This window comes from Bosea sp. RAC05, from assembly GCF_001713455.1.
In the GTDB taxonomy this organism is placed as follows: domain Bacteria; phylum Pseudomonadota; class Alphaproteobacteria; order Rhizobiales; family Beijerinckiaceae; genus Allobosea.
Genome location: NZ_CP016464.1, coordinates 1,039,981 through 1,057,197 on the forward strand (window position 1 = coordinate 1,039,981; position 17,217 = coordinate 1,057,197).

Consider the following 17,217-nt stretch of genomic DNA (forward strand, 5'->3'; position numbering starts at 1 on the left):
TCGACTTGAATCATGCAACAATACTTGTAGTGTTGCAGGATGGATGACGAAGCCGCCATCGAAGCACTCTCCGCCCTCGCGCAGATCGACCGTCTCGCCGCCTTCCGCCTGCTGGTGAGGGCCGGGCCCGAGGGCCTGCCCTCCGGCGAGATCGCGGAGCGCCTCGGGATCGCGCCGACGCGCATGAGCTTCCACCTGTCCACGCTGGAACGCTCGGGCCTCGTCGCCTCACGGCGGGAGGGGCGGCGGATCCTCTACGCTGCGCGCTTCGTCGAAATGGGGCGGCTGCTCGCCTTCCTCACCGCCGATTGCTGCGGCGGAAACACGGCGCTCTGCGGCGACATCCTCGCGCTCGCCCCGCGCAGCTGCGCGGAAGCCTGAGGCCGCGCGCGATGACCGTCACGATCTATCACAACCCCGCCTGTGGCACCTCGCGCAACGCCCTGGCGATGATCCGGGCCTCGGGCGAGGCGCCGGTCGTCATCCAGTATCTGAAGACCCCGCCGAGTCGGGAGACGCTGGTCGGGCTGCTCGCGGCGATGGGGGCGCGGCCCCGCGATATCCTCCGCGAGAGGGGCACGCCCTATGCCGAACTCGGCCTCGGCGATCCCGCGCTGAGCGACGATGCCCTGCTCGACGCGATGATGGCGCACCCGATCCTGATCAACCGCCCGATCGTCATTACCCGGCGGGGCACGCGGCTCTGCCGCCCCTCCGAACGCGTACTGGACCTGCTCGACGACCCCGTCGCGCGCTTCACCAAGGAAGACGGCGAGGTCGTCACCTGGCTCGCCGCGCCCCGCTGAGCCGCTCCCTCCGTTCCCGTCCCGCTCGCACCGCTGACGCGGACGGCCCAGGACACAACGCCGGACACCGTCATGCTCGCTCTCGCCATCTTCATGGCCACGCTCGTCCTCGTCATCTGGCAGCCGCGCGGGCTGGGCATCGGCTGGTCGGCGCTCGGCGGCGCAGTTGTTGCTCTCCTGGCGGGCGTCGTCGGCTGGGCCGATGTCGGCACGGTCTGGCAGATCGTCTGGGATGCGACCTTCACCTTCGTCGGCCTGATCGTCATCTCGCTGATCCTCGACGAGGCCGGCTTCTTCGCCTGGGCGGCGCTGCATGTCGCCCGCTGGGGTGGCGGCAACGGCCGGCGGCTGTTTCCGCTGGTGATCCTGCTGGGCGCGGTCATCGCCGCCGTTTTCGCCAATGATGGCGCGGCGCTGCTCTTGACCCCGATCGTTCTCGCCATCCTGCTGCGGCTGAAGTTTCCACCCGCCGGCGCCATGGCCTTCATCGTCGCCTGCGGCTTCGTCGCCGACACGACCTCGCTGCCGCTGGTGATCTCCAACCTCGTCAACATCGTCACGGCGAACTTCTTCGGCATCTCCTTCGCGCGCTATGCGGCGGTGATGGTGCCGGTCGACCTGGCGTCGCTCGCTGCGACACTGCTGGTGCTCTGGCTCTGGTTCGGCCGCGACATCCCGCCGGCCTATGCGGTGGAAGAACTGGAAGCGCCGGCCGCCGCGATCCGCGACAGGGCCGTCTTCCGCGCCGCCGTCCCGCTGCTCGGCGTCCTGCTCGTCGCCTATTTCGCCACGGCGCCCCTCGGCATCCCGATCGCCTTCGTGACGGGAGCCGCCGCGTTGCTGCTGATGGCGATCGCCGGGCGCTGGTTCGCAGGCGGCACGGGGGCGGTCGTCTCCGTATCCAAGGTTTTGCGCGGGGCGCCCTGGCAGATCGTGCTGTTCTCGGTCGGGATGTATCTCGTCGTTTACGGGCTCGGGAATGCGGGGCTGACCGACATCGCCGCAGGCATCCTCGTCTGGCTCGCCGCCCAGGGCAGCTTCGTCGCCACAGTGGGGACGGGGTTCCTCGTCGCCGGCCTCGCCTCGGTGATGAACAACATGCCGGCGACGCTCGTGGGTGCGCTGGCGATCGACCGGGCTGCGGTCGACCCGCTGACGAAGGAGCTGATGATCTATGCCAATGTCATCGGCAACGATCTCGGCCCAAAATTCACGCCGATCGGTTCGCTCGCGACCCTGCTCTGGCTGCATGTCCTGGCCGGCAAGGGCCAGACCATCGGCTGGGGCCAGTACATGAAGGTCGGGCTCGTCCTGACGCCGCCGGTGCTGTTGGCCGCGCTGGTGGCGCTTTGGCTCTGGCTGCCAGTGGTGTCATGAAGAGGCGCGCATCGTCGGTCTCAGACCGCCGCATCGCAGAGGAGAGCCGGCATGGACGAGCTGCTGGATGTGGTGGTCATCGGCGGCGGCCAGGCCGGGCTCGCCTGCGGCTATTTTCTGAAGCGGGCGGGGCTTCGCTTCGCTATTCTCGATGGCGAGGAGAAGCCCGGCGGCGCCTGGCTCCATGCCTGGGATTCGCTGCGGCTGTTCTCGCCGGCGCAATGGAGCTCGCTGCCGGGCTGGCCGATGCCGGCAAGCCCGGACGGGTACCCTGATCGCGATGCGGTGATCGACTATCTCGTCCGCTACGAGGCGCGCTACGCCTTGAATGTCGAGCGGCCGGTCGAGGTCGAGGCCGTCAACCGCGACGGCGCCGGGTTCTCCATCGCGACCAGCGCCGGCACCCGCCGCGCCCGCTTCGTCGTCAGCGCGACCGGGACGTGGCGCCATCCGTTCCGGCCGAACTATCCGGATCAGGCGCTGTTTGCGGGGCGCCAGATCCATTCGGCGCATTACCGCACACCGAGCGCATTCGCCGGCCAACGCGTTCTCGTCGTCGGCGGCGGCAATTCCGGGGCGCAGATCCTGGCCGAGCTGTCACTGGTGGCTGACGTCACCTGGGTGACGGCGACGCCGCCCGCCTTCCTGCCGGATGATGTCGATGGCCGTGTCCTGTTCGAACGGGCGACCGCGCGCTGGCGGGCCGCCCAGGAGGGCCGCACGATCGACCTGCCCATCGGCGGCTTCGGCGACGTCGTCATGGTGCCGCCGGTCAGGGAGGCGCGCGAGCGCGGCGTGTTGCACGCGGTCGCGCCCTTCGTCCGCTTTACCGAAGACGGTGTCGTCTGGCCCGACGGCACGCGCTCGACCGTCGATGCGGTGATCTGGTGCACCGGCTTTCGGCCCGCCTTGTCGCATCTGGCGCCGCTCGGCGTGGTCGGGGCGGATGGCCGCGTCGCGACCAGCGGCAGCCGGTCGATCGATGAGCCGGGGCTCTGGCTCGTGGGCTATGGCGACTGGACCGGCGCGGCCTCCGCAACCCTGATCGGCGTCATGCGCACCGCCCGGTCGACGGTGGCGGAGATCGCGGCGGCGCTGGCCTGACCCCGGCCGCTCCCGCCCGCACTCATCTGCCGCCGGCACCCGGCGCGGAGACGGTATAGCGCGACAGCGCAAACAGGGCCGCCGCCGCCGCCCCCGAGAGCACGATCAGCAGAATCGTGCTCGGCATCAGCCCGGCCCGCTCGACCATGACCGCGAAGGCGACGGGCGCGGCCGCGCGGATGGCCAGCCCTGGTGCCGAGAGCTTGCCCAGCATCGCGCCATATCCGGCCGGGCCGAAGAGCCGCAGCGGCACCGTTCCCCGCACGATCGAGCTCAGCCCCATGCTGACGCCATAGGCGATGGCGAAGAGCCCGGCGAGCGTCGCCGTGGTGCCGCTGACCAGCAGCAGCGCGAAGCCGATCGGCATCAGCGTCGCCGAGACCCAGGCCGTCGTTGTCGGCTCCAGATTGGTGCCGAACAGCATCTCGACCAGCCGGCCGGTCACCTGCGAGGGGCCGACCATGGCGCCGATCCCGACGGCGAGCGCCGCGCTGAGCCCCAGTCCCTGCAGCATCGTCAGCATATGCACCGACATCGCCGACATCACGAAACCCTGCAGGGAGAACGCCAGTGCCAGCAGCAGGAAGGCGCGCGTACGATCCCGCCCAAGGAGATAGGCTTGGCCGTCACCCTCCGGCTTCGGCGCCGTGACCGAGGCTGCCTTGCCGCCACGCGCCGGCAGCAGCAGCGCATGCAGCGGCAGGCACAGGGCGAGATAGCCGATCGCGTAGAGCTGATAGATGCTGCGCCAGTCGTAATGCGCGAGCAGGGCCGTCGTCAGCGGCCAGAACAGCGTCGAGGCGAAGCCGCCGATCAGGGTGAGCTTGCTGATCGCGCGTCGTGCGCCCGCCCCCTCCGCCTGCGTCAGCGCGGTGAAGGCAGCGTCGTAGAGCACCAGCGTCGCCACCGTCTCCACCGCGATCATCGCAACGTAGTAGCTCACCGGGTCGCGCGCCTGCGACAGGCCATAGAGCGCGGCCGCCGCCAGCACGCTGCCCAGGCTCATCATCGCCCGTGTGCCGAAGCGGTCGATCAGCAGGCCGGAAAAGGGTGCAGCCAGACCGCCCGCCAGAAGGCCGGCGGCGAAGGCGCCATAGGTCCATTCCGGCGCCCAGCCGAAGCTCTTGGTCATCTCCGGGGCGAGCACCGCGAAGGTGTAGTAGAGCGTGCCATAGCCGGCGACCTGGGTGGCGCCGAGCGCCACGATCAGGCCGAGATGGCCGCGGGCAGGGGAGCCCGCAGGCGGAGCAGAAAGCGTCGTCATCAGGCGGTCGCGAGCTCCGGCGTCTTCGTGGTGCCGCCGCAGCCGCAGCCGGGCTCGCCCGCGGCCTTCGCGTCGTGATCCTGCGCGCAGCAGGCGGTGCTCGGCACAGGCGCCGGCCCGCCACAGCAGCCCGCAGCGGCCGTCCTGGCACCGCCCGCCCGGCTGCCGCCCGGCGTGGCGCTGCACACGCCCGTCTCCGGCAGCACGAGCTCGACCCGCCGCGCCGCTTCATGGTCGCCCGCGAGCGCCGCGACGATGGAGCGGACCTGCTCATGCCCGGTCGCGAGCAGGAAGGTCGGGGCCCGGCCATAGGCCTTCATCCCGGCGATGTAGAAGCCGGGTTCGGGATGGGCGAGCTCGGCCGCGCCATGCGGACGCACCGTGCCGCAGGAGTGTTCGTTGGGGTCGATCAGCGGCGCCAGCACCGGCGGGCATTCCAGCGCCGGATCGAGCGCGACCCGCAATTCCCTGAGCGGGCCGAGATCGGGCCTGAAGCCGGTGGCGACGATCAGTTCGTCGGCCAGGACAGTGCGGCCGTCATCGGCGATCAGCCGCAACCCGGCGGCATCGCTCTCAATCCGCTCGAGCCGGTAGCCGGTTTCGACGGCCAGGCGCCCGCTCTCGACGAGCTGCGCGAGGCGCAGACCGAGTTCGCCGCGCGCCGACAGCTGATCGGCGGCCCCTCCGCCATAGGCCTTCGCGACATCGGCGCCGCGATAGAGCCAGATGACCGCCGTCGGCGTGGGGGCGTCGGGAAGGGCGGCGAGGGCGGTCAGCGTCCCGATGGCGCTGTGCCCTCCGCCGAGCACGGCGACCCTGCGGCCGGCATAGCGCCCGCGATCGGCGCCGTGCACATCAGGCATGCCGTAGCGGATGCGTCCGGCGTTCTGCGCCTCACCGATGGCGGGAAGCCCGCCCGAGCCGGCGGGATTGGGTGAGAACCAGGTGCCGGAGGTGTCGATCACGGCGTTAGCGAAGAGCGTCGTCTCCTCGCCGCCGGCGCGGCAGCGCAGCGCGAAGGGCGCGGTCTCGCGCCCGGCGGTGCGGACCTTGTCGAAGCCGCGGCGCGAGACGGCCAGCACCTCGGTGTGCAGGCGGATGCGCTCGCGCAATGCGGGCACGGCGGCCAGCGGGGCGAGGTATCGCGAAACGAGGTCGCCGCCGGTCGGATAGGTCTCCCCGTCCGGGCGCGCCCAGCCGGCCGTCTTCAGCAGCCGCTCGGCCGCCGCATCGACATTGAAGGCCCAGGGCGAGAACATCGGCACATGCGACCATTGCCGGACGGCATGGCCGACCGCCGGCCCCGTCTCCAGCACGACCGGATCGAGCCCGCGCTCGAGCGCATGCGCGGCGGCGGCGAGGCCCACCGGTCCTGCACCGATGATGGCAATGGTCTGGTTCATGTCCGTTCCTTCTGCCGAATGAACGCCCGCGCCGTCAGGCGGCGCTAGCGTCCGACGTCCCACAGCACTCGTCGCGGCAGCATTCCGCCACGAGGAAGTCGACGAGGCCGCTCATCACCTCGAAATTCGCGCGGCAGACGAGGGTGCGGCCCTGCCGCTCCTGGCTCACCAGCCCGGCGACGATCAGCGCCTTCAGATGGAAGGAGAGGGTCGACTGCGCGATGCCCAGCCGGCTCTGGCAGTCCCCGACCGACAACCCGCCATGGCCGGCGCGGACGAGGGCGCGGTAGAGCGAAAGCCGGGTCGGGTTGCCCAGTGCCTCCAGCCGCGATGCTGCGATGATCGTGTCCATGCTGCGAGCATGATCGACGCCGCAAACACAGTCAATCTATATTTCCGGTTTTATCGAAATGAATCGCCGCGGCGCTTGCGCCCTGTCAGAACCGGTAGATCCGCCGCGCATTGTCGTGGAACAGCCGGTCCCGTTCGCCATCGCTCATCGCCGTGGTGGCGGCGAGGAAGCCCGAAAAAATCGTGTCGAAATCCCCCACGATCCCGTCGACCGGGAAATTGCTGGCGAACATCGCCCGGTCGCTGCCGAAGATCGCGATCGCGTCGCGGATCACCGGCCCGTTGCCCTCGACGGTCCAGGGCCGCCCCGGCAGGCCGATCCCTGAGATCTTGAGGGCGATGTTGGGCTGCGCGGCGGCCAGTTCCAGCGCGCGGCGCCAGGCGGCGAGCGCCTCCGGGCTGCGGTCGGCCGGCAGGCCGGTGTGGTTGACGATGATCTGGGTCGCCGGGACATCCCTGGCCAGATCGGCCGCCGCATCGAGATGCCACCAGGGCGTCTGCAGATCATAGGACAGGCCGTGGCGCGCCAGCAGGCCGTAGCCCTCGCGCCAGCGCGGATCGTCCATCGAGCCCGGCGCGCCGCGGCGGGCCTCGGAGGGCTTCGCGGCCGCTGCCGGCTTGTGCCGGACGCCGCGCACGATCGGCACGGCGGCATGGGACGCCAGCAGGGCGCCGGCCTCCGGCGCCGCGAAATCGCACCACGCCACGATGACGGAGGGCACGCCGTCACGCGCGGCGACCGCCGCGACCCAGGGGCTTTCCAGCGCCGCCTTGTCGCGCGCCCATTCGGCCTCGACATAGACCGAGCCGGTGACCGGCCAACCCTTGGTGTCGGCGCGGTAGTCGGTGGGCATGTAGTTTCGGCAGATCGGCGAATAGTCGCCATAGCGGAAGGGAATGCGCTCCTCCTTCAGCCAGGGCAGGTCGTTGGCGAGGTCCCAGATATGGTGATGGGCGTCGATCACGGCGCGTGGGCGGGCGGGCAGGGGGCTCGGCGCGGCGCTCATGGCCGGCCCTTTCCGCGTGATGCGGCCTCGTGCTCGTAGAGCTTCACCACGGCCGCCGAATCCGACATCTCGTGACCGAGCGCGACATAGTCCTTGTAGCGCTGCACGCCCTGCTCGATGACACGGAGATCGAGCCCCAGCCCCTGGGCGAAGGCGGAGACGGCCTTCAGATCCTTCAGCAATTGCCGCGCATAGCTGGAAGGTGGCTCGAAGGCGCGCTGCTGCATCTGCGGATAGAGCCGCTGCAGCAGGCTGCTGTCGGCATGGCCGCCCGCCAGGCATTGCGGCAGCCGGGCGGCGTCGATGCCCGCGGCCTCCGCCAGCATCAGCGCCTCCGCCATCAGGACATAGCCCGTGCCGACGATCGCCTGGTTGATGACCTTGGTCGTCTGGCCGGCCCCGACCGGCCCCATCAGGGTGACGTTGCCGGCCATCTGCCCGAGAAGCGGCTTGGCCGCCTCGAAATCATCGGGGTCGCCGCCGGCCATCACCGTCATTTGCCCCGTGCGGGCGAGCTGCGGCCCGCCAGAGACGGGCGCATCGATCCAGCCCGCGCCCGTCAGCGCCTTCAGCTTCGCCGCGACACGGCGCGTTCCCTCCGGATCGGCGGTCGAGAAATCAATCACGAGCTTCGGAGCCGAGGCCGCAGCGGCGATCCCATCCGGCGCCAGGACGCAGCGCTCGACGGCCTGCATGTGCAGCACGCAGAGCATGACGATGTCGCTCGCGGCCGCGACAGCCGCAGGAGACTCCGCTGCGACGGCACCATGCGGCAGGACTGTCGCCAGCCGCTCGGGCTCGAGGTTCCAGACGGTCACGCTGTAGCCGAGATCGAGCAGGCGGCGCACCATCGCCTCGCCCATGATGCCGATGCCGATGAAGCCGATGCGCGGGCGCGCGGCCACCGCATCGGCCGTGAGGCCCGCGGCCTCCGGCGCGAGCAGGCCGCGGGCGACCAATTCCTGCCGGATCTCCGGGCCATGCTGGTCGAGCAGCGGTGGTGGCAGGCGCATCTGCTGCGGCGTGGCGCTGAGCTTCACCGGGAATCCGAGTGCCTTGAAGGCCCCTTCCACCGGGTGGGGCACCATCTGCACCATCTCGCGCGCCACCGCCTGCTCGCTGACGACAGCCTGCGCATAGTCAAGGATCGGCGCGGCCGGCACGCCCGCCTCAAGCAGCCCGTCGATCCAGATCTGGCGCGTGCGCGAGGCGAAGGTCGGCGCCATCGCGTCGATGAGCTCGAGGCGGTTGGCGATGCGCGCGGCATTGGTCGCGAAGCGCTCATCCGCCTGGAGATCCTCGCGGCCGAGCACCTTGAGCAGCTTCATCCAGAGGCCCTGATTGGCGGCGCCGATCACGAACCAGCCGTCGGAAGCCGCCACAGCCTGATAGGGCGCCGACATGCGGTTGGCCGAGCCGATCGGCTCCGGCGTCCTGCCGGTGCCCCACAACTCCGTCGTTTCCCAGACGGAGAGCGCGAGCGCCGCCTCAAACAGCGAGGCATCGACGAACTGCCCCTTGCCGGAGGTCTGCCGCCCGATCACCGCGCTGAGCACGGCATAGGTCGTGAACAGTCCGGCCCCGAGATCGGCGACGGGAATCGAGTTCTTTGCCGGCTCCATGCCGGGCAGGCCGTTCGCGCTGAGCACGCCGGAGACCGCCTGGGCGATCAGGTCGAAGCCCGGTCGCTGCGACCAGGGGCCGGTCTGGCCGAAGCCCGAAATGCTGGCGAAGATCAGGCGCGGATTGAGCGCCTTCAGCGTCTCGTAATCCATGCCCAGGCGCTTGGCGACGCCGGGTCGCGCATTCTCGATCAGGATGTCGGCCGTCTTGACCAGCGCGTAGAGGACGGCGCGGTCGGCCTCCGATTTGAGATCGAGCGCGATGCTGCGCTTGTTGCGGTTCAGCGCCAGGAAGCCGGGGCTGTCGGCGCCCTTCAGGCGAAAGCCCATCGACTGCCGGGTCGAATCTCCCGTGCCGGGCGGCTCGATCTTGATGACGTCCGCGCCCATGTCGGCCAGCAGCATGCAGCAGAACGGCCCGGCCATGACCTGCGAGATATCGAGCACCCTGATGCCCGCGAGTGGCAACGCCATCCGTCCTGTCCTCCCTGTTCGGGCCGGTTAGCGGACAGCGTTTCGCGTCCACCCGGCCTCTTCGCGCGCCCGCAGCGTGGTCGCGAGCAGATGACATCATCACGCGCCCGCGAGCCGGGCGCCATGCCGACGAGCGCGTATGCTGTATGCACCAATCCCATGCCGCAAGAGAATGGTGGCGACGCCTGTCTGCACGAGGCTGTGGGCGAGGGGCGCGACGAGGGTCCCGATGTTGAGACAGGTTCGTCCGGCCGTGGCTCGTCAAGGGCGGCGGTTCAGGGCCTCGCCGCGCGGGCCGTGACCCAGCGCTGCAGGGCCGGCCGATGGCGCAGGAAGCGCACATAGAGCCATTCCAGCGCCGACCCGACATGGCGGTTGCGCGCGGCGAGGCCGAAGGGGCGCAGCAACGGGATGGCGCGCCACATCGCGGCAAAAGCCGCGGCGCCCGACAGCAGCACGCCGTTTTCCTGCGCATGGAAGCGGGCCAGCAGGGCGCCGCGGTCGATCGGACACTCGGTCGCGTCCGAGACGACGTCGAGGAAGGTGATGCGGCCGGCGCGGTCGAGCCGCTGCATCGCCGCGATCTCGCGGCGGCAGAGCGGGCATCCCCCATCAAACCAGACGATCAGTGCTGTCATGCCCCCGATATTGGCCTGTCGCCCCGCCGCCGCAAGCGCGCGAGGTGCCCCTGGGCGCCGATGCCGCAGGAGCGATGGCAGGGCAGGCTGCGAGACCGCGCCCGCCAACAAAAAACCCCGCGCCGTGAGGCGCGGGGATAGAGGTGGCGTAAGGCGGCCGCAGCCGCCATGCAGGCTCAGTTCAGGTCGAAGCGGCCGGCGTTCATCACCTTGGTCCAGGCGGCGACGAAGTCCTTGACGAACTTCTCCTGGCCGTCGTCCTGGGCATAGACCTCGGCATAGGCGCGCAGGATCGAGTTCGAGCCGAAGACGAGGTCGACACGGGTCGCCGTCCACTTCACCGCGCCGCTCTTGCGCTCGACGATGTGGTAGGAGTTCTTGCCCACGGGCTCCCAGCGATAAGCCATGTCGGTCAGGGCGACGAAGAAGTCCGTCGTCAGGGCGCCGGCGCGGTCGGTGAAGACGCCGTGCTTCGTCCCGCCATGGTTAACGCCGAGCGCACGCAGGCCGCCCACCAGAACGGTCATCTCCTGGGCCGTGAGGCCGAGAAGCTGGGCGCGATCGAGCAGCATTTCCTCGGGGCTGACGATGTAATCCGTCTTCGCCCAGTTGCGGAAACCGTCGGCCAGAGGCTCCAGCGCCTTGAACGAGTCCGCGTCGGTCTGTTCCGCGGTGGCGTCACCGCGGCCGGCCGCGAAGGGCACCTCGACCGCAACGCCGGCCGCCTTGGCCGCCTGCTCGACGGCATAGGACCCGGCGAGCACGATCACGTCGGCGACGCTCGCGCCGGTCTGGGCCGCGATGCCTTCCAGCACGCTGAGGACGCGCGCCAGCCGCGCCGGCTCGTTGCCCTCCCAGTCCTTCTGCGGAGCCAGGCGGATGCGGGCGCCGTCCGTGCCGCCGCGCATGTCGGAGCCGCGATAGGTGCGGGCGCTGTCCCAGGCGGTGGCGATCATGTCGGCGGCGGAGAGGCCGCAGGCGGCGATCTTCGCCTTCACGGCCGCGACGTCGTAGTCGCGCCGGCCGGCGGGAACGGGATCCTGCCAGATCAAATCCTCGGCCGGCACGTCCGGCCCGACATAGCGGATCTTCGGCCCCATATCGCGATGGGTCAGCTTGAACCAGGCCCGCGCGAAGGTCTCCGAGAAATAGGCGTGGTCGCGGTGGAAGCGCTCGCAGATCGCGCGGTAGGCCGGGTCCATCTTCATCGCCATGTCGGCGTCGGTCATGATCGGCATGACGCGGATCGACGGATCCTCGACATCAACAGGCATGTCCTCCTCGCGGATGTTGATCGGCATCCACTGGAAGGCGCCGGCCGGCGACGTCTTGAGCTCCCACTCATAGCCGAAGAGCAGGTCGAAATAGCCATTGTCCCACTTCGTCGGATGGGTGGTCCAGGCCCCCTCCAGCCCCGAGGTCACCGTGTCACGGCCGACCGAACGGGTGGTGTGGTTCATCCAACCCAGGCCCTGCTCGGCGATGTCGGCACCCTCGGGCGAAGGACCCAGCAGCGCGGCGTCGCCATTGCCATGGGTCTTGCCGACCGTATGGCCACCGGCGGTCAGCGCCGCCGTCTCCTCGTCGTTCATCGCCATGCGGGCGAAGGTCTCGCGCACATGGGCCGCCGTCCGCAGCGGATCGGGCACGCCGTTCACGCCCTGCGGATTGACGTAGATCAGGCCCATCTGCACCGCGGCGAGCGGGTTTTCCATGGTCGCCGCATCCATCAGGTCGCCATAGCGGCTGTCGGACGGCGCCAGCCACTCCTTCTCCGCGCCCCAGTAGATGTCCTTCTCGGGGTGCCAGATGTCCTCGCGGCCGAAGCCGAAGCCGAATGTCTTCAGGCCCATCGACTCATAGGCGATGTTGCCGGCGAGGATCAGCAGGTCGGCCCAGCTGACCTGGTTGCCGTACTTCTTCTTGATCGGCCAGAGCAGTCGGCGGGCCTTGTCGAGATTGGCATTGTCCGGCCAGGAGTTCAGCGGCGCGAAGCGCTGGTTGCCGGTGCCGCCGCCGCCACGCCCGTCGGCCAGGCGATAGGAGCCGGCCGCGTGCCAGGCCATGCGGATGAAGAGGCCGCCGTAATGGCCCCAATCCGCCGGCCACCACTCCTGGCTGTCGGTCATCAGCGCATGAAGGTCGCGCTTCAGCGCGGCGACATCGAGCGTCTTCAGCGCCTCGCGGTAGCTGAAGCCCTTCAGCGGGTTGGTCTTGCTGTCGTGCTGGTGGAGGATGTCGAGGTTGAGCGCATTCGGCCACCAGTTCATCACCGCGGCCTCGGCCTTGGTGTTCGCGCCGTGCATCACCGGGCATTTGCCCTGCGGCGCCGTGTTCAGTCCGTCCATCACTGTCTCCCCACTCGGTTCCGTGATCCGCGATCCGTCGCGGACCGGTCAGCTGGGGTGGGGCTTAGCACGCGACTGTGATAAAATTAATTTTGAATTTATAATTGGAGCGATGAGAAAAACCTATGGCGGCCTTGTCCATCCGGCACCTGCGCTATTTCGATGCCCTCGCCCGCCAGGGCCATTTCGGCCGCGCCGCCGAGCATTGCGCGATCTCGCAGCCGGCCCTCTCCCTGCAGATCAAGGATCTCGAGGACAGCCTCGGCGTCACGCTGGTCGAGCGCAGCGCCAAGCAGATCCGGCTGACGGCGCTGGGCGAGGAGTTCGCCCTGCGCGGCCGCGACATTCTGCGCGCGATCGACGAACTCGCCGATCTCGCCCGCGCCTCGCGCGGCCCCCTCGCCGGGCGCCTGCGCATCGGGGTCATCCCCACGGTCGCGCCCTATCTCCTGCCCCGCTTCATCAAGGCGCTGGTCGGGCGCTACCCGGATGTCGAGCTGAGCCCGCGCGAGGCCCTGACCCGCCTCCTGATCGAGGATCTCGTCGGCGGCCGGCTCGATGCGGCGATCGTCGCGCTGCCGGCTTCCGAACCCTCGCTGGCGGAGACGCCGCTCTTCGAGGAGGAGTTCGTCCTCGTCCGCTCGCGCGACGAGGCGGCGCGGCCGGTGCCGAGCACGACGATGCTGCGCGAAATGCGGCTTCTGCTGCTGGAGGAGGGCCATTGCTTCCGCGAGCAGGCGCTGGAGGTCTGCGACCTCTCGCCTCTGGCGCCGCGGGCCCTGATGGAGGGCAGTTCGCTCTCGACGCTCGTGCAGATGGTCGGCGCCGGCATCGGCGTCACCCTGATCCCGGAAATGGCGGTGGCCGTCGAGATCCGCAGCGCCGCCGTCTCCGTCGCCCGGCTCGAGGCACCGCGGCCCTCCCGGACGATCGGCATGGTCTGGCGCAAGACCAACCCGCTGGCGGCGCAGCTCGCCGAGATCGCCGCCATGGTCCGCGAGGCCGGGCTGGCCGCGATGCACGATGCGGCCCGCGCCCTCGAAACGAGGCCAGGGACGGGCAGCGAAGCGCCCCGTCCCGATGCTGCGCCGCTTTAGCCCAGCCAGCCCTTGATCGAGGCGCTGATCGCCTCGGCCGAGATGCCGTAGCGGTCATGCAGCGTCGGCAGGGCGCCTGCGGCCATGAAGGCGTCGGGCAGGGCGATGTGGCGGAAGGTCGGATGGACGCCGGCCATCATCAGGTGGCGCGCGACGGCCTCGCCGAGTCCGCCGATCTCGGTGTGGTTCTCGGCGACGACGACCAGCCGCCCCGAGCGGCGCGCCTCGGCCTCGATGGTTGCGACGTCGAGCGGCTTGATCGTCGGGCAATGCAGCACCGCGACGCCGATCTTGTCGGCCTCCAGCAGCTTCGCGGCTTCCAGCGCCCGCATCGTCAGGATGCCCGAGGCGATGACGAGGACCTCGCGCCCCTCGCGCAGGAGCTTCGCCTTGCCGAGCTCGAAGCGGTAGTCATAGGCGTCGAGCACGAGCGGGACGTTGCCGCGCAGCAGCCGCATATAGGCCGGCCCCTTATGGGCTGCGATCGCGGCGGTCGCCTGCTCCGTGTCGAGCGCATCGCAGGGGTCGACCACGACCATGTTCGGCATCGCCCGGAACAGGGCGAGATCCTCTGCCGCCTGGTGGCTCGGCCCGTAGCCCGAGGTCAGGCCGGGCAGCGCGCAGACGATCTTCACGTCGCGATCTTCCTCGGCGATCGTCTGGTGAATGAAGTCATAGGCCCGCCGCGATGCGAAGACGGCATAGGTCGTGGCAAACGGCGTGAAGCCCTCGCTCGCCAGCCCGGAGGCCGCGCCGAACAGGATCTGCTCCGCCATGCCCATCTGGTAGAAGCGGTCGGGATAGGCTTTCGCGAAGATGTGCAGGTCGGTGTATTTGCTCAGATCCGCCGTCATGCCGACGATGTCGGGGCGGCCCTCGGCCAGCGCGACGAGCGCATGGCCGAAGGGGGCGGGCTTCGTCGCCTGACCCTCGGCGGCGATCGAGGCGATCATGGCCGAGGTGGTCAGGCGCGGCTTGCCCGGCGTCGGTGGTGAGAAGACCGGCTTCATGCGTTCCTCCCGGCGTCCAGCGCCGCGAGGGCGAGCTGCCACTCATGGGCTTCGATGCGGATGAAGTGGCTCTTGTCGCGCGTCTCGAGGAAGGGCACGCCCTTGCCCATCAGCGTATCCGCCACGATCATGCGCGGCTGCGGCAACGGATGCTGGCGCGCCCGATCGAAGGCCTCGCGCACCGCCTCGATGTCGTTGCCGTCGACGCGCTGCGCATACCAGCCGAAGGCCTCGAGCTTTGGCACCAGCGGCTCGAAGCCCATCATCTGGGTGGAAGGCCCGTCGGCCTGCATGTTGTTGATGTCGACGATGGCGATCAGGTTGTCGAGCTTGTGGTGCGCGGCCGCCATGATCGCCTCCCAGACCGAGCCCTCGTCGAGCTCGCCATCGGAGAACAGGGTGTAGACGAAGCTGGGCGAGCCCTTCCGCTTCAGGCCGAGGCATTTGCCGACCGCGATCGAGAGGCCGATGCCGAGCGACCCGCCGGACATCTCCATGCCCGGCGTGTACTGGGCCATGCCCGACATCGGCAGGCGGCTGTCGTCGGTGCCGTAGCTCTCCAGCTCCTCCTCGGGAATCACGCCGGCCTCGATCAGCGCCGCATAGAGCGCGATGGCGTAGTGGCCGTTCGAGAGCAGGAAGCGGTCCCGCCCCTCCCAATCCGGATCCTCCGGCCGGTAGGTCATGGCGTGGAAATAGGCGACCGAGAGAACGTCGGCGATGTCGAGCGCCTGGGCGATGTAGCCCTGGCCCTGCACCTCGCCCATCAGCACCGCGTTGCGGCGGATGCGATAGGCGCGGTCGGCCAGCGAAGTGTTCGGCAGATCAGCCATGGATCAGCATGCCTCCGTTCACGTCGATCACGGCCCCGGTCACATAGGCCGACAGGTCGGAGGCCAGGAAGAGGTAGCAGCCGGCGACGTCCGAGGCATCGCCCAGGCGACCGAGCGGAATACCCTTGATGATGTCGGCCCGCATCGTGTCGGTCAGCTTGCCCTCGGTGATGTCGGTCTGGATCAGGCCAGGCGTGATGCAGTTGACGCGGATGCCGTCGGGGCCGAACTCCCGGGCCATCGCCTTGGCCAGGCCGAGGACGCCGGCCTTGGCGGCGGAGTAATGCGGCCCGCCGAAGATGCCCCCGCCGCGCTGCGCCGAGACCGACGACATGCAGGCGATCGAGCCGCGGCGACGGGCCTGCATGCTCGGCAGGAAGGCCTGGCTGAGGAACAGCACGCCCTTGGTGTTGATGTCGAGGATGCGGTTCCAGCTGTGCTCGTCGATCTCGAGCGTCTTCACCGGCTGGGTCACGCCGGCATTGTTGATCAGGATGTCGAGATGGCCGAAGGCGGCGAGGACGGTCGCGGCGGCCGCCTCGCAGGAGGCCTTGTCGGCGACATCGCAGGCGACCCCGAGGTGGCCGGGGCCGAGCGCGGCCGCCGCGCTGTGCGCCGCCGCGGCATCGATGTCGAGAATGGCGACGCGCGCACCGTGGCGGGCGAAGAGCTTCGCGGTCGCGAGCCCGATGCCGCGCAGGCTGGCCGCCCCCGAAATGGCGGCCGTCTTGCCCTCGAGGAGCATGCTGTTTCCTCCGTTGAACCGCGCCCCTGGCGGAGCGTCTTCTTGGCGACAGAGAAGCAGCAGGCAGCCAGCGTGGACAAACGGTCGTTTTTCAACCTAACATGAATTAAATTCATCTGAAGGCGGCGTTGAGCGCGCGGTTCTCGCTGATTCCTCACCTGGAGCGTGATTCTGATGCAACCCTGCGTTCCGGCGTGAAGCGAGATCAATCGTCCGTGCTGAACCAGATCTCCCTGTCGGCCCTTCGCGCCTTCGAGACCGTGGCGCGTCGCGGCTCGCAGAAGGCCGCGGCGGACGAACTGCGGCTCTCGCCCAGCGCCGTCTCGCACGCGGTCAAGAACCTCGAACGGGCGATGGGCGTCCAGCTGATCGAACGCGACGGCCGCAATGTCCGGCTCACCGTCAATGGCGATCTCCTGATGCGCCATGTCTCTGCCGCGTTCGCGCATCTCGGCCGCGGCGTCGAGGCGGTGTCCGCCCGCTCGGGCCAGCGCGTCCTGCGCCTGCATGCGGCACCGTCGATCGCGTCCGCCATTCTGGCGCCGCGGCTGTCGGACTTTCTCGGCCGGCATCCCGGCATCGAGGTCAGGCTCTCGGCCGGGACCGACTACACCCGCTTCACCGCGGATGATTTCGACGCCGACGTGGTCTACGGCCCGGTCCATGCCGCCGGCGTGATCGCGGTGCCACTGGGGAGCGAGACGGTGACACCGCTCTGTTCCCCCGAACTCGCCGCGGCCATCGAGACCCCGGCGGACCTGCTGCGCTGCAATCTGATCCTGAGCGACAACAAGCAGGTGCGCTGGCCGCACTGGTTCGAGGCCAACGGGCTGGCGCCCTCGCTGCAGCACACGCTGCGGTTCGACCGCAGCTTCCTCGCGCTCGGCGTGGCGGCCGACGGCCTCGGTTTGGCGCTGGAATCGACCCTTCTCGCCCGCCGCGACCTCGCCAGCGGCCGGCTGGTGGCGCCGCTGCGCGGCCGCACGGTCGATGTCGTCGATGTCGGCCATCACCTCGTCTACCCCCGCGAGACCCGGCAGGGCGGGCTGATCGGCCTCTTCTCCGCCTGGCTCGTCGACGAGATCGGCCTCGCCGGTAGCCCGACCCACCACGCGTAAGGACGCCGCGGCTTGAAAGA

General features: G+C 69.6%; 16 protein-coding genes and 1 pseudogene. 6 read left to right on the forward strand and 11 right to left on the reverse strand.

Going from position 1 to position 17,217, the window contains the following annotated elements; genetic code table 11:
- Positions 1-39: 39 nt before the first annotated feature.
- The 4 genes from BSY19_RS08375 to BSY19_RS08390 all read left to right on the forward strand — a co-directional run bounded on the left by BSY19_RS08375 (position 40) and on the right by BSY19_RS08390 (position 3,287).
- Positions 40-381 (forward strand): ArsR/SmtB family transcription factor, encoded by a 342-nt coding sequence (locus tag BSY19_RS08375; protein WP_069053758.1) that lies wholly within the window; start codon positions 40-42, stop codon positions 379-381.
- Positions 382-392: 11 nt separating this feature from the next.
- Positions 393-806 (forward strand): arsenate reductase (glutaredoxin), encoded by a 414-nt coding sequence (arsC, locus tag BSY19_RS08380; RefSeq protein WP_069053759.1) that lies wholly within the window; start codon positions 393-395, stop codon positions 804-806.
- A gap of 72 nt (positions 807-878) precedes the next feature.
- On the forward strand, positions 879-2,183 hold the full coding sequence (locus tag BSY19_RS08385; RefSeq protein WP_069053760.1) for an arsenic transporter: 1,305 nt from the start codon (positions 879-881) through the stop codon (positions 2,181-2,183).
- A gap of 51 nt (positions 2,184-2,234) precedes the next feature.
- Positions 2,235-3,287 carry an ArsO family NAD(P)H-dependent flavin-containing monooxygenase gene (locus tag BSY19_RS08390; protein WP_069053761.1) on the forward strand — a complete coding sequence of 351 codons (1,053 nt, stop codon included), beginning with the start codon at positions 2,235-2,237 and terminating at the stop codon, positions 3,285-3,287.
- Between the two features lie 22 nt (positions 3,288-3,309).
- On the opposite strand, the gene BSY19_RS08395 is transcribed toward BSY19_RS08390, so the two are convergent.
- The 8 genes and pseudogenes from BSY19_RS08395 to katG form a co-directional block, all read right to left on the reverse strand.
- Positions 3,310-4,551: an MFS transporter gene (locus tag BSY19_RS08395; RefSeq protein WP_069053762.1), complete on the reverse strand. Its 1,242-nt coding sequence runs from the start codon at positions 4,549-4,551 to the stop codon at positions 3,310-3,312.
- Positions 4,551-5,954, reverse strand: a complete 1,404-nt coding sequence (locus BSY19_RS08400) for an NAD(P)-binding domain-containing protein (RefSeq protein ID WP_069053763.1) — start codon at positions 5,952-5,954, stop codon at positions 4,551-4,553. Before BSY19_RS08400 ends, BSY19_RS08395 begins: the two co-directional genes overlap by 1 nt.
- Before the next feature lie 34 nt (positions 5,955-5,988).
- The gene (locus tag BSY19_RS08405) at positions 5,989-6,306 is read right to left on the reverse strand and encodes an ArsR/SmtB family transcription factor (protein ID WP_069053764.1); all 318 of its coding nucleotides are present in this window, start codon (positions 6,304-6,306) and stop codon (positions 5,989-5,991) included.
- An 85-nt stretch (positions 6,307-6,391) separates the two neighbouring features.
- Positions 6,392-7,312 carry an amidohydrolase family protein gene (locus tag BSY19_RS08410; protein WP_069053765.1) on the reverse strand — a complete coding sequence of 307 codons (921 nt, stop codon included), beginning with the start codon at positions 7,310-7,312 and terminating at the stop codon, positions 6,392-6,394.
- Positions 7,309-8,217, reverse strand: coding sequence for an NAD(P)-dependent oxidoreductase (locus tag BSY19_RS28300; protein ID WP_257785743.1), 909 nt, complete (start codon positions 8,215-8,217; stop codon positions 7,309-7,311). The genes BSY19_RS08410 and BSY19_RS28300 overlap by 4 nt, the downstream gene beginning before the upstream one ends.
- 27 nt (positions 8,218-8,244) lie before the next feature.
- Positions 8,245-9,408: pseudogene (locus BSY19_RS08415) on the reverse strand (CaiB/BaiF CoA transferase family protein); the annotation flags it as partial.
- Between the two features lie 275 nt (positions 9,409-9,683).
- Positions 9,684-10,046 (reverse strand): thiol-disulfide oxidoreductase DCC family protein, encoded by a 363-nt coding sequence (locus BSY19_RS08420; RefSeq protein ID WP_069053766.1) that lies wholly within the window; start codon positions 10,044-10,046, stop codon positions 9,684-9,686.
- A gap of 176 nt (positions 10,047-10,222) precedes the next feature.
- On the reverse strand, positions 10,223-12,394 hold the full coding sequence (gene katG, locus BSY19_RS08425; protein ID WP_069053767.1) for a catalase/peroxidase HPI: 2,172 nt from the start codon (positions 12,392-12,394) through the stop codon (positions 10,223-10,225).
- Positions 12,395-12,519: 125 nt separating this feature from the next.
- Here katG and BSY19_RS08430 point away from each other — a divergent pair, with 125 nt between their 5' ends.
- Complete coding sequence (locus tag BSY19_RS08430; protein WP_083247488.1) at positions 12,520-13,491, forward strand: hydrogen peroxide-inducible genes activator; 972 nt, start codon at positions 12,520-12,522, stop codon at positions 13,489-13,491.
- On the opposite strand, the gene BSY19_RS08435 is transcribed toward BSY19_RS08430, so the two are convergent.
- From BSY19_RS08435 to BSY19_RS08445, 3 genes are read right to left on the reverse strand one after another with little or no spacing between them, the layout of a single operon-like run.
- Entirely contained in the window at positions 13,488-14,501 is a 1,014-nt protein-coding gene (locus tag BSY19_RS08435; protein ID WP_069053768.1) for a transketolase family protein, read from the reverse strand. The genes BSY19_RS08430 and BSY19_RS08435 overlap by 4 nt on opposite strands.
- Positions 14,498-15,334, reverse strand: coding sequence for a transketolase (locus tag BSY19_RS08440; protein ID WP_069053769.1), 837 nt, complete (start codon positions 15,332-15,334; stop codon positions 14,498-14,500). The genes BSY19_RS08435 and BSY19_RS08440 overlap by 4 nt, the downstream gene beginning before the upstream one ends.
- Complete coding sequence (locus BSY19_RS08445; protein ID WP_069053770.1) at positions 15,327-16,079, reverse strand: SDR family NAD(P)-dependent oxidoreductase; 753 nt, start codon at positions 16,077-16,079, stop codon at positions 15,327-15,329. The genes BSY19_RS08440 and BSY19_RS08445 overlap by 8 nt, the downstream gene beginning before the upstream one ends.
- A 215-nt stretch (positions 16,080-16,294) precedes the next feature.
- Between BSY19_RS08445 and BSY19_RS08450 the strand changes: the two genes are divergently transcribed.
- On the forward strand, positions 16,295-17,197 hold the full coding sequence (locus BSY19_RS08450) for a LysR substrate-binding domain-containing protein (protein ID WP_069053771.1): 903 nt from the start codon (positions 16,295-16,297) through the stop codon (positions 17,195-17,197).
- Positions 17,198-17,217: the final 20 nt, after the last annotated feature.

Excerpts from the sequence above, each read along its gene's own strand:
- BSY19_RS08375 (WP_069053758.1), top strand. The coding sequence starts at position 40 with ATGGATGACGAAGCCGCCATCGAAGCACTCTCCGCCCTCGCGCAGATC.
- arsC (WP_069053759.1), top strand. The coding sequence starts at position 393 with ATGACCGTCACGATCTATCACAACCCCGCCTGTGGCACCTCGCGCAAC.
- BSY19_RS08385 (WP_069053760.1), top strand. The coding sequence starts at position 879 with ATGCTCGCTCTCGCCATCTTCATGGCCACGCTCGTCCTCGTCATCTGG.
- BSY19_RS08390 (WP_069053761.1), top strand. The coding sequence starts at position 2,235 with ATGGACGAGCTGCTGGATGTGGTGGTCATCGGCGGCGGCCAGGCCGGG.
- BSY19_RS08395 (WP_069053762.1), bottom strand. The coding sequence starts at position 4,551 with ATGACGACGCTTTCTGCTCCGCCTGCGGGCTCCCCTGCCCGCGGCCAT.
- BSY19_RS08400 (WP_069053763.1), bottom strand. The coding sequence starts at position 5,954 with ATGAACCAGACCATTGCCATCATCGGTGCAGGACCGGTGGGCCTCGCC.
- BSY19_RS08405 (WP_069053764.1), bottom strand. The coding sequence starts at position 6,306 with ATGGACACGATCATCGCAGCATCGCGGCTGGAGGCACTGGGCAACCCG.
- BSY19_RS08410 (WP_069053765.1), bottom strand. The coding sequence starts at position 7,312 with ATGAGCGCCGCGCCGAGCCCCCTGCCCGCCCGCCCACGCGCCGTGATC.
- BSY19_RS08420 (WP_069053766.1), bottom strand. The coding sequence starts at position 10,046 with ATGACAGCACTGATCGTCTGGTTTGATGGGGGATGCCCGCTCTGCCGC.
- katG (WP_069053767.1), bottom strand. The coding sequence starts at position 12,394 with ATGGACGGACTGAACACGGCGCCGCAGGGCAAATGCCCGGTGATGCAC.
- BSY19_RS08430 (WP_083247488.1), top strand. The coding sequence starts at position 12,520 with ATGGCGGCCTTGTCCATCCGGCACCTGCGCTATTTCGATGCCCTCGCC.
- BSY19_RS08435 (WP_069053768.1), bottom strand. The coding sequence starts at position 14,501 with ATGAAGCCGGTCTTCTCACCACCGACGCCGGGCAAGCCGCGCCTGACC.
- BSY19_RS08440 (WP_069053769.1), bottom strand. The coding sequence starts at position 15,334 with ATGGCTGATCTGCCGAACACTTCGCTGGCCGACCGCGCCTATCGCATC.
- BSY19_RS08445 (WP_069053770.1), bottom strand. The coding sequence starts at position 16,079 with ATGCTCCTCGAGGGCAAGACGGCCGCCATTTCGGGGGCGGCCAGCCTG.